The sequence below is a fragment of the Streptomyces sp. NPDC090741 genome (genome assembly GCF_044769045.1).
Classification (GTDB): Bacteria; Actinomycetota; Actinomycetes; order Streptomycetales; family Streptomycetaceae; genus Streptomyces.
In genome coordinates this window covers 32,687-46,318 of the sequence record NZ_JBIVXF010000016.1, presented here as the reverse complement: position 1 = coordinate 46,318, position 13,632 = coordinate 32,687, and the positions used below count along the sequence as shown (strand labels likewise).

The following is a 13,632-nucleotide window of genomic DNA, read 5'->3' as shown; positions in this document are numbered from 1 at the left end:
CATGCGTCACCCGTCACCCGTCACCCGTCACCCGTCACCCGTCACCCGTCACCCCTCACCGAGGAGCCCCGCATGTCCCGGACCGACAACGGCGCCGATCCTCGCACCACCCGTTCGTCAGGGACGGCCCCGCCGACCCGCCGCGGCGTCCTCGCCGCCGGGGCCGGGGCGGGGGCCGCCGCACTGCTCGGCGCCACCGGCGCCGCCACCGAAGCCCAGGCCGCCCCGGCCGCCGCCACCCCGGCCCCCGCCGCGACGCCCCCCGCCGACCTGGCCCCGTACGCCTCCTACTGGTTCCCCGACTCGCTCCCCCACGGCGCCCCCGGCCCCGGCATCACCTGGCGCTCCCTCAAGCAGTGGACCCCCGAGTCCGATCCGGACCTCGCGTACAACACCGCGACCGCGCCCCTCGCGCCCCGCTTCACCCCCGTGCCCCCGAACGCGGGCGCCCGCAGCGGCCAGGCCCGGATCTCCTCGCTCGTCTCCTTCGGGCCCACCGCCCGGAACCCCTCCCAGGGCTCCGCGACCGCCGATCACTACGCGCTGACGCACTGGGCGTACCTCGACGAGCTGGTGTTCTGGGGCGGCTCCTCCGGCGAGGGCATCGTGCTCGCCCCGAACGCGCCCGTCGTCGACGCCGCCCACCGCAACGGCGTCCCGGTGCTCGGCAACATCTTCCTGCCGCCCGTCGCGTACGGCGGCGACCTCCAGTGGACCCGGGACCTCGTCCAGCGGGACGCCCTCGGCCGGTTCCCGATCGCCGAGAAGCTCGTACAGGTGGCGCGGACGTACGGGTTCGACGGCTGGTTCGTGAACGCCGAGACCGACGGCGGGGACAGCTCGCTCGCCGCCCGGATGCGGGAGTTCCTGCGCGCCCTGCGGGCGGCCGGTGGCCCGTACGGCCTGCGGATCACCTGGTACGACGCCATGAACAGCACCGGCCGGGTCGGCTGGCAGGGCGCGCTCAACCAGCTCAACCAGGAGTTCTTCGAGGACCGGGCGGGCCGGGTCGCGGACACGATGTTCGTCGACTTCCGCTGGACCCCGCAGACCCTGGCCGCCTCCGGGGCGCTCGCCGACCAACTGGGCCGCTCCCGCCACGAGCTGTGGGCGGCCCTCGACGTGGAGTCGGGCGGCTGGAATTCCAGCGTCCGTTGGGATGCGATCATCCCGCGCGACCGCGACCACGTCGTCAGCTTCGGCTTCTACCGCCCCGAATGGACCCTGGGCCACCTCACCGACCGCTCCCCCGGCGCCTTCCACCGCGCCGACGACCGGTTCTGGACGGGCGAGTCCTTCGACCCGGCCCACCCCGCGCCCGAGGGCACCTGGCGGGCGCCCGCCACCGCCGTCGCGGACCGGTCCACCGTCACCGCGCTGCCGTTCGCCTGCGCCTTCAACACCGGGCACGGGGAGCGCTGGTACGAGGACGGCAAGGTCACCTCCGACACCCCGTGGAACCACCTCGGGCTCCAGGACCGGCTCCCGGGCCGCCGCTGGGTCGTCGAGACCTCCGGAGCGCGCCCCTCCGTCACGCTGGACTTCGCGAAGGCCTGGCGCGGCGGCTCCAGCCTCCTCGTGTCCGGCCCCCTGAGCGCCCCGTCCGTCATCGGGCTGCACTGCACCCGGTTGCCCCTGACCGCCTCCACGGCCCTGGAGCTGGTGCACGCCACCGAGGCGGGCACGGTCACCGTCGAGGTCGGCGTGGCCACGCGCGAGCCGGCCGCCCCGGGCGAGCCCGTCCCGTACACCTGGCTGAAGGCGCCGGTCCAGGGCTCCGGCCAGGGCGGCTGGCGCACCTCCCGGGTCGGGCTCTCGGCCCTGGCGGGCAGGACCGCGTACGGCCTTGCCGTACGGATCACGGCCCGCGGGAACAGAGCGGTGTCCTGGCGGCTCGGCGCCTTGTCGGTACGCGACGACACCGCGCGGCGGCGCCCGGCGGCTCCGAGCGCACTGACCGTGGACGCCGCGGCCCAGCAGGACGGCAGAGCCTCCGTCCGGCTGTCCTGGCGCCGGGCGGGCGGGCCGGTCCGGCACTACGAGCTGTACCGGCTGCTCCCGGACGGCACCCGCCGCTTCCTCGGCGGCACCTGCGGCACGGCCCTGCACCTCCCGGCCGTCACCCGCGCCGGCCGGGAGCCCGCGGCGGCCTTCGAGGTCCGGGCCGTGGACGAGCTGTACGCGGTCTCCGCCCCGGCCGGCACCACGCTCCCCTGGACCTGACGACCGCCTCCGGCCCGCCTCCTGGCCCTCAGGACGTATGCGGATCGCTGCGCGGGACGGCCACCGTCACCCGCAGCCCGTGCGGCGGGTTCTTCTCGTACGCGAGGGACCCGCCGCCCGCGGCGAGCAGCGCCCGGGAGATCGACAGGCCGAGCCCGGAGCCCTTGACGTTCTGGTGGCGTCCGCTGCGCCAGAACCGGTCGCCGACGCGGAGCAGCTCCTCGTCGGTCAGCCCGGGCCCGCGGTCGGCGACGACGACGTGCACGAAGGCCCCGGCCGGGGCGACCGACACCTCGACCTCCTCGCCCTCCGGGGTGAACTTGAGGGCGTTGTCGATCACTGCGTCGAGCGCGCTGGAGAGCGCGATGGGGTCGGACCAGCCCGTGACCGCGGTCCGGCCCGTCTCGGTGACCCGTACGCCCTTCTCCTCGGCGTACGGGCGCCAGGCGGCCACCCGCTCCGCGGTCAGCCCGGCGATGTCGGTGAGGGTGAGCTCGGCGGAGGTGTGCTCGGCCAGCGCCAGGTCCAGCAGGTCGTCCAGGACCTGGGTCAGGCGCTTGCCCTCGGTCCGCACGGAGGCGATCTCCTCGTTGCCCTCGGGCAGTTCGAGGGCGAGCAGCTCGATCCGCAGGAGCAGCGCCGCGAGCGGGTTGCGCAGCTGGTGGGAGGCGTCGGCGACGAACGCCCGCTGCTGCTCCAGGACCTCTTCCACGTTGTCGGCCATCTCGTTGAACGAATGTGCGAGGCGTTGGAGTTCCGGGGGCCCGCCGGCCGCCGCGACCCGGGAGTTCATCCGTCCCGTGGCGATGCCGTGGGCGGCCGCGTCGAGGGTCCGGACGGGCTTGAGCACCCAGCGGGTGAGCACGAGGGCGGCGCCGAAGGCCACGAGCATCGCGGCGGCGAGCCCGGCGATGATGATCAGCCAGCCGTCCAGGATGCGGGCCCGCATCAGGTCGGTGGGCGACTCGGTGACGACGACCGCGACGACGTCGCCGTCGAGGACGACCGGGGAGGCGACGAGCAGCTTGCCGTGGGACTGCCAGGGCCACACCTGGGCGGGGTCGTGGCTGCGGCGCCCGGCGAGCGCCTCCTGGAAGGCGCGGCGGCCCTCGCCCGATTCCGGGAGCTCCCACCAGCCGGGCGCGCGGGCCATGGCGTTGTCGTCGCGCAGGAAGATGCCGACGCGGATGCCGTACAGCTGCTGGTAGCGGGCCAGTTCCAGCTGGAGGGTCTCCAGGCGCTCGGTGGAGCCGGTGGACCCGGAGCCCTCGGCGTCGATGACGAACTGGGCGAGGGCGGCGAAGCGGGCGCTGTCGTCGATCCGGTCGACGACCACGCGCTGCTGCTGTCCCGCGGCCAGGCTCACGGCGAGCGGGAAGCCGAGGGCGAGCAGCACGCCCGCCATCAGGACGACGAGCAGGGGGAGCAGGCGGGCGCGCACGGCGGGCCCCCGCTAGGGCGCGGGCGGGGTGACGAGCCGGTAGCCCACCCCGCGGACGGTCTCGATGAGCGCGGGCATGCGCAGCTTGGAGCGCAGCGAGGCGACGTGGACCTCCAGGGTCCGCCCGGTCCCCTCCCAGCTGGTTCGCCACACCTCGCTGATGATCTGCTCGCGCCGGAACACGACGCCGGGGCGCTGCGCCAGCAGGGCCAGCAGGTCGAACTCCTTGCGGGTGAGGGGTACGTCGGCGCCGTCCACGCTGACCCGGCGGGTGGGCAGTTCGATGCTGACCGGGCCGAGCCGGACCACGCCGGGGGCGCCCGTCCCGGTGGCGGCGGCCTCCTCGGAGGCTCCGGTGCGCCGGGCGACGGCGTGGATGCGTGCGAGGAGTTCACCCGTGTCGTACGGCTTGACGACGTAGTCGTCGGCGCCCATGTTGAGGCCGTGGATGCGGGAGCGTACGTCGCCGCGCGCGGTCACCATGATGACGGGCGTCGAGGTGCGCTTGCGGATCTTGCCGCACACCTCGTACCCGTCCTGATCGGGCAGGCCGAGGTCCAGGAGCACGACGCCGAAGGGGGGAGCTCCTGCGGGCAGCAGGGCCTGGAGGGCCTCCTCGCCGCTGCGGGCGTGGGTCACCTGGAACCCGTGCCGGGCGAGGATCGCGGACAGGGCGGCGGCGACGTGGTCGTCGTCCTCGACGAGCAGCAGTCTCATGGCGTCCCCCTTTTCCTGTTTTCCTGATCAGGGCCCGCGGTCAGGGCCACCCTGCATCCACGCCGATGAAGAGGCCCACGTCAAGGGGGTTCCGCTCCGGCGCGTCTTCCGTTATGCACCCGGTACGGGCGAACGAGCCCGGCAGCCGCGGTGCGCACGGAGCGTATCGGAGCGAGGCCGTTTCGTTATGCTCAATTCTCCCTCAGATGTAATGACGGTGTGCGCAAGACGTCACTACTGTCCTCCCAACCGAGGAGGACGGAGCAAGAAGCCGATGAGCGGAGTATCAGTGACCAAGGACGTGCAGGATGCGGCCCCGGACGCGGACGACCTGGTCGTACTGAGCAACGTCAACAAGCACTTCGGCGCGCTGCACGTGCTTCAGGACATCGATCTGAGCATTGCCCGCGGTGAGGTCGTCGTCGTGATCGGGCCCTCGGGATCGGGCAAGTCCACGCTGTGCCGGACCATCAACCGCCTGGAGACGATCGACTCGGGCACCATCACGGTCGACGGCAAGGAACTGCCGTCGGAGGGACGGGAACTGGCCCGGCTGCGTGCCGATGTGGGCATGGTGTTCCAGTCCTTCAACCTGTTCGCGCACAAGACGGTGCTGCAGAACGTGATGCTGGGTCAGCTCAAGGTCCGCAAGACGGACTCGGCAGCCGCGCTCGAGAAGGCCAAGTCCCTGCTGGACCGGGTGGGCGTCGGCTCGCAGGCCGACAAGTACCCGGCGCAGCTGTCCGGCGGCCAGCAGCAGCGCGTGGCGATCGCCCGTGCGCTGGCGATGGACCCGAAGGTGATGCTGTTCGACGAGCCGACCTCGGCGCTCGACCCGGAAATGATCAACGAGGTGCTGGAGGTCATGCAGCAGCTCGCCCGGGAGGGCATGACGATGGTGGTCGTCACTCACGAGATGGGCTTCGCCCGGTCTGCCGCCAATCGGGTTGTCTTCATGGCCGACGGGAAGATCGTCGAAGAGGCCGCGCCCGAGCAGTTCTTCAGCAACCCGCGCAGTGACCGCGCGAAGGACTTCCTTTCGAAGATCCTGCACCACTGACGGTCTTGTCTGGTAGTGATCCTCTGGCGGCTCAGAGCACGCGTGTCGCTCGTCGTCCAACAACGTCTCATCCGAGGGAAGTTCACCATGAAGGTTTTCAAGGCCGGTGCGGCCGCGGCCGTGGCCGCAGTCCTCGCTCTGACCGCGACCGCCTGCGGCGGCAGCAGCGACAAGGCGAGCGGTGACGGCGGCGCGTCCGGTGGCGCCAAGGACAAGATCGTCATCGGCATCAAGTTCGACCAGCCGGGTCTGGGCCTCAAGACCCCGGACGGCAAGTTCACGGGCTTCGACGTCGACGTGGCGACCTACGTCGCCAAGGAGCTCGGCTACCAGCCCAACCAGATCGAGTTCAAGCAGGCCGTCAGCGCCGAGCGCGAGAACCTGATCGCCAACGGTGACGTGAAGCTGGTCGTCGCGACCTACACGATCAACGACAAGCGCAAGGCGAAGGTCGACTTCGCCGGCCCGTACTTCAAGGCCCACCAGGACCTGCTGGTCCGCGCCGACGACACCTCGATCACCAAGGCCGAGGACCTCAACAGCAAGAAGCTGTGCTCGGTCACCGGCTCCACCTCGGCTCAGAACGTTCATGACAAGCTGGCCCCCAAGGCCGACCTCCAGCAGTACCCGGGCTACTCCGAGTGCCTGACCGGTCTGGAGAACAAGGCCGTCGACGCGCTGACCACGGACGACTCGATCCTGGCCGGTTACGCCGCGCAGGAGAAGAACAAGGGCAAGTTCAAGCTCACCGGCCTGAAGCTGAGCGACGAGCCGTACGGCATCGGCCTGAAGAAGGGCGACACCGAGCTCCAGACCAAGGTCAACGCCGCGCTCAAGAAGATGGTCGCGGACGGTGCCTGGGAGGCGGCCGTTCAGAAGAACTTCGGTCCCGCGAACTACAAGGCCGAGCCGGCCCCGCAGATCACCGAAGGCAGCTGATTCCCCGGTGAGGGGTGTCGCCGCCCGCCTGCTACGGGCGGCGGCCCCTCTCACCGGCCATCCTGGGGAGAGCGCAGGGCAACGTGTTCGACTTTCTTGAATCCGGGCAGTACGACGTGCTCGGAGCCTTCTGGGTGACGGTTCAGCTCACCCTCTACTCGGCGGCCGGATCACTGGTCTGGGGCACCGTCCTGGCCGGGATGCGGGTCAGCCCGGTCCCGCTGATGCGGGCCTTCGGCACGGCGTACGTCGACATCGTGCGCAACATTCCGCTGACCGTCCTGATCATCGGCTGCTCGCTGGGTCTGAACCAGACTCTCGGCGTCACGCTCGGCGGCGGCACGTTCAAGGAGATCGGGTTCCGGCTCGCGGTCCTCGGCTTCATCGCCTACACCGGCACCTTCGTCTGTGAGGCGATCCGCTCGGGCATCAACACGGTGCCCGTGGGCCAGGCCGAAGCAGCCCGCGCGCTGGGCCTGAGCTTCTTCCAGGTGCTCACCATGATCGTGCTCCCCCAGGCCTTCCGGGCGGTCATCGCGCCGCTCACCAACGTGCTGATCGCCCTCACCAAGAACACCACGGTGGCGGCGGCCATCGGCGTGGCCGAAGCGGCCCTGCTGATGAAGGAAATGATCGAGAACGAGGCGGACGCACTCTTCGCGGTCTTCGGGATCTTCGCCCTCGGCTTCGTCGTGCTGACCCTGCCCACCGGCCTGCTCCTGGGCTGGGTGGCCAAGCGAGTGGCGGTGAAGCGATGAGCTCCGTGCTGTACGACACCCCCGGCCCCAAGGCCAGGGCGCGCAACTGGATCTACACGGCCGTCTTCGTCGTGGTGGTCGGACTGGTCCTGTGGTGGGTGCTCGGCGCCATGGCCGACAAGGGCCAGCTCGACGCCGACAAGTGGAGCCCGTTCGTCACCGACGACCAGGTCTGGACGACCTTCCTGCTGCCGGGACTCGGCGAGACGCTGAAGGCCGGGCTCATCGCCATGGTCATCGCGCTTCCGCTGGGCGCGCTCCTCGGTATCGGCCGGCTCTCCGACCACCGGTGGATACGCATCCCCGTGGGCGCCTGGGTCGAGTTCTTCCGTGCGATCCCGGTGCTGATGCTGATGCTGTTCGGCTCCGCGCTGTACGTGCGCTACAGCGCCGTCAGCTCCGAGCTGCGGCCGCTGTACGCGGTGGTCACCGGCCTGGTCCTGTACAACTCCGCGGTCATCGCCGAGATCGTCGTCGCCGGCATCCGGTCGCTGCCCCGCGGCCAGACCGACGCGGCCAAGGCGATCGGCATGCGCAAGGGCCAGATCATGGCGTACGTCCTGATCCCGCAGGCCGTCACCGCCATGCTGCCCGCGCTGGTCAGCCAGCTCGTGGTGATCCTCAAGGACACCGCGATCGGTGGTGCGGTGCTGGGCCTGGCCGAGCTGCTGTCCATGAACCGGCAGATCTCGGCGAACTACAGCAACACCATCCCGACCCTCGTCGTGATCGCACTGATCTACATCGTGGTGAACTTCGGGCTCACCACCTTCGCCTCCTGGCTCGAAGGCCGGCTGCGGAAGTCGAAGAAGGGCACCGGCGCGGTCGTCGCCGGGGACGTGGCCGAGGTCGACGCGGGCGGAGCCACCGGCGTGGGCGAGGCTCCCTGACCCCCGGTCCGACACCCGGCGGACACGGCTCCCCGACAGCGGAGTCCTGACGCCCGGTCAGTACACTGGCGTGACACCTGTGGTGCGGCGGAACTCATCCGCCGCACCACACGGCGTTGGCGGGACCGGTGTCACTTGACGCAGGCACCTCCAGTGGGTTGCATACGTTCTGTGATCACATACCGGACATCGGGAGCCGCATCATGGACCCGGTGATCGTCGTCGGCGCGGGGCCCGTCGGACTGTCCCTGGCGCTGGCCCTGGCCGGCTCGGGCGTGCCCAGCGTCGTGCTCGACGAGGGACCCGGCAAGGACCTGCCCCGACCTGCCCGTACGGTCGTCCTGCACGCCGACACCGCCGCCATGGCGCAGCGGTTGGGCTGTAGCCCGCTGCGCGACGAGGGCGCGTACTACACCGCCTGGCGCACGATGCGGCGCGGGCGTGACACCCGGCGGACCACCTTCGAGGACGGACCGGCCCCGGCCCCGCTGCACGTGCCGCAGCACGCCCTCGCGCGCGGGCTGCGCGACGCCGCGGGTACGCATCCGCTGGTCCAGCTGGTCACCGACAGCAAACTGGACTCCCTGGAACAGGACGACCGCGGGGTCACCGCGCACACCCGGGGCGCCGAGACCACGTGGTGGCGCGGGAGTTACCTGGTCGGCTGCGACGGGGCCCGCTCCACCGTGCGCAAGCTGCTCGGCATCCGCTTCCCGGGCCGCACCGCCGTCGAGCGGCACGCCGTGGCCGCGCTGCGCACCGAACTCCCCTGGCCCGGCGAGGCCCTGCTGCACCGCGATCCGCCGCACGAGACCACCGCCCGGCCGCTGCCCGACGGGGTGTGGCGGCTGGACTGGCTGCTCCCGGCCCGCGGGGAGCTCGTCACCCCGGATGCGCTGGTGACCCTCGTACGGGACAGCCTCGCGGGGTGGTGCGGGGGCAGCACTCCCCCGTACGACCTCCTCGACACCGGGGTCCACACGCTGCACCACCGGCTGGCCCGGCGCTGGCGCGACGGGCGGGCCTTCCTCGCCGGGGACGCCGCCCACCTGCTGGGCGCGCTCGGCACTCAGGGGGTCGGGGAGGGGCTCCGGGACGCCGAGAACCTGGCGTGGAAGCTCGCTCTCGCCTGGCACCAGGGCGCCTCCGAGGCCCTGCTCGACAGCTACGAGGAAGAACGGCGCACCGCGGTCGCGGCCCGGCTGCGCGCCGCCGACCAGTCGATGCCGGTGCTCCGCGGCGGGGGCGGGTTGCGGACCCTGCTGCCGGGCTCCGCCCGCACCGGCGAACTCCTGCTCACCGACGGCCACCTGGGGCGGGGCCCGCTCGGCGCGGAGCCCTCGTACGCCCCTCCCGTGGCCGTACGCGAGGTGCCGACCGACACCGATCCGGGCGGTCCCGTGGCGAACGTCCCGGTGACCGCGCCCGACGGGTCGACGGTGCCGCTGCGCGACCTGCTGGGGCGGGGCCGGCTGCTCGTGGTCCTGGTCGCCCCCGGCACCGGGGTGTGGGACCGGCGGCACTGGCTGGGCGCCGGGCTGATGCCGAGGCTCGCCGCGGCGGTGAGCGCCCTGCCCGTCCGTACCGAACTGCTGGTCGCGGACGGTTACCCGGGGGCGCCGGCCCACACCGTCCTGCTGGTCAGGCCGGACGGGCACCTGGCGGCGACGTTCGCGGGCGTGCGGCCCGCGGAGCTGTACGAGGCGGCGGACACGGTCCGGTGGGGGGCGCCCGAAGGCGCTCGCGCCCCGCTCGACCCTTCCTCGACGACGCCTACGACACCGACACATCCGGCCGTGATCGATTGACCGGTCTCCGGTCCGCGTGCTTCACTCGCGACCATGACCGGCAATGACGTACGCCTGTGGCGGAGGGTCCATATGGACCTGCTCCGCTACGCGGGCTGCGTGTGTCGCCCTTCCTGCTGATTCGCCTTCCCCCGCGCGCTCCGCGCGCACTTTCGCGAACCCCCAGGACGGTCACGCCCCCATGTCTGCGCCCCTTGCCCCCAGTGCATCCACTGCGCCCCTCGCACCTCCGCACGCCCCCGTACGCGCCGCCGCTCGTACGGTGACGGCGGCGGAACTCCTCGACTTCGCCCTGCGCACCGCCGCCGACCCGGCGGTCATCGACTCCCTCCCCCTCGATCCCGAGGGCCGGACCTGGATCCGCCTCGACGGGCCGGGCGGCAGCGAGGCCTGGGTGATCGGCTGGCCGCCGGGCACCGGCACCGGCTGGCACGACCACGCCGAGTCGCAGGGCGCGTTCGCCACCGCCCGGGGCCGGCTGAGGGAGCACTCCCTGGCGGTCCGGCTCCCCTCGGAGGGCTGGCGGAGCCTGGAACTCGCTGCGGACCTGGACCGCAGCCGCAGCCTGGGCGCGGGGACGGGCCGGGCCTTCGGGGAGCACCACGTCCACGAGGTGCTCAACGAGTCGGAGGCGGAGCACGCGGTATCGGTGCACGCGTACTACCCGCCGCTGCCCCTGATCCGCCGCTTCAGCCGCACCGGGCAGGTGCTCACGCTGGAGCAGGTCGAGCGCCCGGCGGACTGGCAGTGAGCGCCCCGATCGGCATCGACGACCTGCTGGAACGGGTCCGGTCGACGTACGCGCGGATCGAGCCGGCGCAGGCGTACGCGGCGTTCCGCGCGGGCGACGCGCTGCTGGTGGACATCCGCTATCAGGCGCTGCGCGAGCGGGACGGCCTGATCCCGGGTGCGCTGGTGGTCGAGCGCAACGAACTGGAGTGGCGCCTGGACCCCCAGGGCTCCCACCGCGCCCCCGAAGCCACCTCGCACGACCTCCAGGTGGTGGTGATCTGCAACGAGGGCTACGCCTCCACCCTGGCAGCAGCCTCCCTCCACGCCCTGGGCCTCCACCGCGCAACGGACCTGACGGGCGGCTTCCAGGCCTGGAAGTCCGCCGGCCTCCCCGTGAGCCCGCCCGGCGCTTGAGGACCGCCCGGTCGGCCCGGGGCCCCACCGCTTCGGCGGCGGGGCCCCGGGCCACGGACGGCGGCGGGCCGCTACCGCGACGTGGCCACCTCAACCGGCGGCACCCGAAGCGCAACCCTGCCCGGCAGGGCGGTCGCGGCCAGCGCCAGCAGCCCCGCCACACCCACCACCCCCACGTACACCAACGGCAGCACCGCCGGCGCCGCAGATCCCGTCATCCCCACGCTGAACGCGGTCAGCACGGCCAGCGCGATCCCCGACCCCAGCACCGCCCCGATCAGCACCACCGCCAGGGCCTCCGCCCGCAGCATCCGCAGCACCTGGCGCCGCTTCGCCCCCGCCAGCCTCAGCATCGCGAACTCCCGCAGCCGCTCCGACGTGGACATCGCCAGCGTGTTGACCACCGCGATCGCGGTGAAGGCCAGCACCAGCCCCATCGCCAGCAGGTTGATCTCGGCGCCCGCCTGCTGCCGCTGCGCCCGCACCGCGTCCGCGTCCCGCGCCGACAGCACCCCGACCCCCGGGAACCCGCCGACCGCCGCGGCCAGCTGCTCCCGCCCGGTCCCCGGCTGCGCCGCCACCAGCACGCTGCTCGCCAGCGGGTTGTCCACGTGCGCCGCGACGAGATCGTGCGGCAGCGTCAGGTCACCGAAGCCCAGCCCCCGCGCGTACACGGCCGAGACGGTCAGGGTGACCGGGGTCCCGTCGCCCAGCGCCAGCTGTAGCGGGCTCCCGGGCTTCAGCCCCAGCTGATCGGCGGCCAGTTCGCTCACCGCCGCGCTCTTCTCGCCGAAGCCGTCCAGGCTCCCGCTCGTCACACCCGGGTCCCAGGTCCGGGTCAGCCCGGCCGGGGTGACCCCCTGCGCGGCGTACTTCGTCAGCCCCACCCGTACGGACGTGTGCACGATCTCGGTGGCCGCCGTGACCCCGGGGGTCCGGCGGATCCACTCCGCGGCCCCACCGGTGACACCCGGACCCTGCGCGGCCAGCACCCAGCCGGCCCGGACCCCGTCACGGGCCTGCGCCCGGGCGGCGTTGCCCAGTGTCGGCGTGATGAACAGGACGGTGCAGGTCATGCCGATCAGCAGCGCGAGCGGGGTGACGGCGGAGGCCATCCGGGTGGCGTTGCCGCGCAGGTTCGCGGTGGCCAGGTGCCCGCCCGGGCCGGCCAGCCGCAGCGGCCCGGCGAGCAGCGCGGTCGCGCCCCGGACCAGCAGCGGGCCGAGCAGCGAGACCGCCGCGGCGAACACGACGACCGCGAGGAAGGTCACCGGGGTCGATGCCGGCTCGGTACGCAGCGCACTGAGTACGGCGACCAGCACCACGCCGCCGGCCAGCAGCAGCACCCCGATCGCGATCCGGGTCCACGCGGGCCGCCCCCGCTCCACAGCGGCTTCGGCGAGCGCCTCGGCCGGGCGGATCCGGGCGATCCGCCGCCCGGTGATCCGGGCCGCGGCCCAGGCTCCGAGCAGGCTCGCGCCGACGGCGGCGAACATCGGGAAGATCCCGGCGGTGCGCTCCAGGTTGGCGGGGACGACCCCGCTCGCGACGAACCGGCCGTGCAGCCAGGCGGCGAGCGGGAGTCCGGTGAACGCCCCCGCGACACCGGCGGCCAGGCCCACGACCAGGGCCTCGCGGCCGATCATGCGGCGCAGCTGCCCGGGCGTGGCGGCGATGGCCCGCAGCAGGGCCAGCTCGCGGTAACGCTGCTGGACGGAGAGGGCGAAGGTGCCGACGACCACGAGGATCGCGACGAGCAGCGAGGTGCCGCCCATGGCCCCTCCCATGGAGACCAGCTTGATGCGTGCGCCGGCTGCGTCGAGGAACTCCACGGGTCCGCGTGCGTCGCCCACGGCAACCTGCGCGCCCCTGCCCTCGGCGGTCCCTGCGAGTGCCTGCCGGAGCCGCCCGGCCAGCTCGCCGGGGTCGGTCCCGGGCGCCGGGAGTACCCCGATGGCGGTGACCTGTCCGTCGCGGGCGGCCAGCCGCTGCGCCTCGGCGTCGCCGAAGAACAGCGCGTTCTGCCGGGCGAGGTCGCCGCGGGAGGTCTGCGCGATGCCGCTCACGGTGTACGTCTTCGGCTCGCCGGTGGCCTGCACGGTGAGCGGGGCGCCGGGCTTCAGCCCTGCGCGGGCGGCCAGTTCGCGGTCGATGACGACCTCGTCGCCGCCCTGGGGGGCGCGGCCCTCGGCGAGCGTGAAGGGGGTGAGCACGGCGGAGGTCCAGGCGTGCCCGTACGAGGGTTTCGCGCCGCCGGGGGCCTTGACCAGCGGGACGGCCTGGAAGCCGAGCTCCGGCACGGCCCGCTCGACGCCCGGCACGGACCGGACCGTGTCCACGGTGGCGGCGGGGAGCCAGGCCCGTTCGGCGACGGGCTTGGCCTTGTGCTTCGTCTTGGCCTTCTGCGGATCGCCCTTCTTCGCCTTGACCGTGGTCTCGTGCACGTTCTGGTCGGCGGAGACGACGACCGGGGTGGCCGCGTAGCGCTCGGTGGCGATCTTTCCGCGGAGTCCGGTTTCCAGGAGCGTGCCGCAGGCGGTGATGAGGGCGGCCGCACACAGCAGTGCGACGAAGGCGCCGAGGAAGCCGGCCTTGCGGTCCCTGACGGTCTGGAGGGCGTAACGCAGCATCATGCGGGCAACTCTGCCGC

General features: G+C 72.8%; 12 protein-coding genes. 9 read left to right on the top strand and 3 right to left on the bottom strand.

Annotated features, from left to right (window positions below):
* Positions 1 to 72: 72 nt before the first annotated feature.
* Complete coding sequence (locus ACIQU4_RS33255) at positions 73 to 2,223, top strand: endo-beta-N-acetylglucosaminidase (protein WP_403738719.1); 2,151 nt, start codon at positions 73 to 75, stop codon at positions 2,221 to 2,223.
* A 28-nt stretch (positions 2,224 to 2,251) separates the two neighbouring features.
* Here ACIQU4_RS33255 and ACIQU4_RS33250 read toward each other — a convergent pair whose 3' ends face one another.
* Positions 2,252 to 3,664: an ATP-binding protein gene (locus ACIQU4_RS33250; RefSeq protein WP_403738717.1), complete on the bottom strand. Its 1,413-nt coding sequence runs from the start codon at positions 3,662 to 3,664 to the stop codon at positions 2,252 to 2,254.
* Between the two features lie 12 nt (positions 3,665 to 3,676).
* Complete coding sequence (locus ACIQU4_RS33245; RefSeq protein ID WP_403738714.1) at positions 3,677 to 4,381, bottom strand: response regulator transcription factor; 705 nt, start codon at positions 4,379 to 4,381, stop codon at positions 3,677 to 3,679.
* Between the two features lie 274 nt (positions 4,382 to 4,655).
* Between ACIQU4_RS33245 and ACIQU4_RS33240 the strand changes: the two genes are divergently transcribed.
* The 8 genes from ACIQU4_RS33240 (at position 4,656) to ACIQU4_RS33205 (ending at position 10,982) form a co-directional block, all read left to right on the top strand.
* Positions 4,656 to 5,441, top strand: a complete 786-nt coding sequence (locus ACIQU4_RS33240; protein ID WP_403738711.1) for an amino acid ABC transporter ATP-binding protein — start codon at positions 4,656 to 4,658, stop codon at positions 5,439 to 5,441.
* Between the two features lie 87 nt (positions 5,442 to 5,528).
* The gene (locus tag ACIQU4_RS33235; protein WP_403738709.1) at positions 5,529 to 6,380 is read left to right on the top strand and encodes a glutamate ABC transporter substrate-binding protein; all 852 of its coding nucleotides are present in this window, start codon (positions 5,529 to 5,531) and stop codon (positions 6,378 to 6,380) included.
* An 83-nt stretch (positions 6,381 to 6,463) separates the two neighbouring features.
* Positions 6,464 to 7,138 carry an amino acid ABC transporter permease gene (locus ACIQU4_RS33230; RefSeq protein ID WP_403738706.1) on the top strand — a complete coding sequence of 225 codons (675 nt, stop codon included), beginning with the start codon at positions 6,464 to 6,466 and terminating at the stop codon, positions 7,136 to 7,138.
* Positions 7,135 to 8,028, top strand: a complete 894-nt coding sequence (locus ACIQU4_RS33225) for an amino acid ABC transporter permease (protein ID WP_403738703.1) — start codon at positions 7,135 to 7,137, stop codon at positions 8,026 to 8,028. The genes ACIQU4_RS33230 and ACIQU4_RS33225 overlap by 4 nt, the downstream gene beginning before the upstream one ends.
* Positions 8,029 to 8,231: 203 nt before the next feature.
* Positions 8,232 to 9,836 (top strand): FAD-dependent oxidoreductase, encoded by a 1,605-nt coding sequence (locus ACIQU4_RS33220; RefSeq protein WP_403738700.1) that lies wholly within the window; start codon positions 8,232 to 8,234, stop codon positions 9,834 to 9,836.
* Positions 9,837 to 9,869: 33 nt separating this feature from the next.
* Positions 9,870 to 9,956 (top strand): putative leader peptide, encoded by an 87-nt coding sequence (locus ACIQU4_RS33215; RefSeq protein ID WP_311318651.1) that lies wholly within the window; start codon positions 9,870 to 9,872, stop codon positions 9,954 to 9,956.
* Positions 9,957 to 10,017: 61 nt separating this feature from the next.
* Positions 10,018 to 10,587, top strand: coding sequence for a cysteine dioxygenase (locus ACIQU4_RS33210; protein ID WP_403738697.1), 570 nt, complete (start codon positions 10,018 to 10,020; stop codon positions 10,585 to 10,587).
* Positions 10,584 to 10,982, top strand: a complete 399-nt coding sequence (locus ACIQU4_RS33205) for a rhodanese-like domain-containing protein (protein WP_403738693.1) — start codon at positions 10,584 to 10,586, stop codon at positions 10,980 to 10,982. Before ACIQU4_RS33210 ends, ACIQU4_RS33205 begins: the two co-directional genes overlap by 4 nt.
* A 71-nt stretch (positions 10,983 to 11,053) precedes the next feature.
* Here the strand turns inward: ACIQU4_RS33205 and ACIQU4_RS33200 are convergent, their stop codons facing one another.
* Complete coding sequence (locus ACIQU4_RS33200; protein ID WP_403738690.1) at positions 11,054 to 13,615, bottom strand: FtsX-like permease family protein; 2,562 nt, start codon at positions 13,613 to 13,615, stop codon at positions 11,054 to 11,056.
* Positions 13,616 to 13,632: the final 17 nt, after the last annotated feature.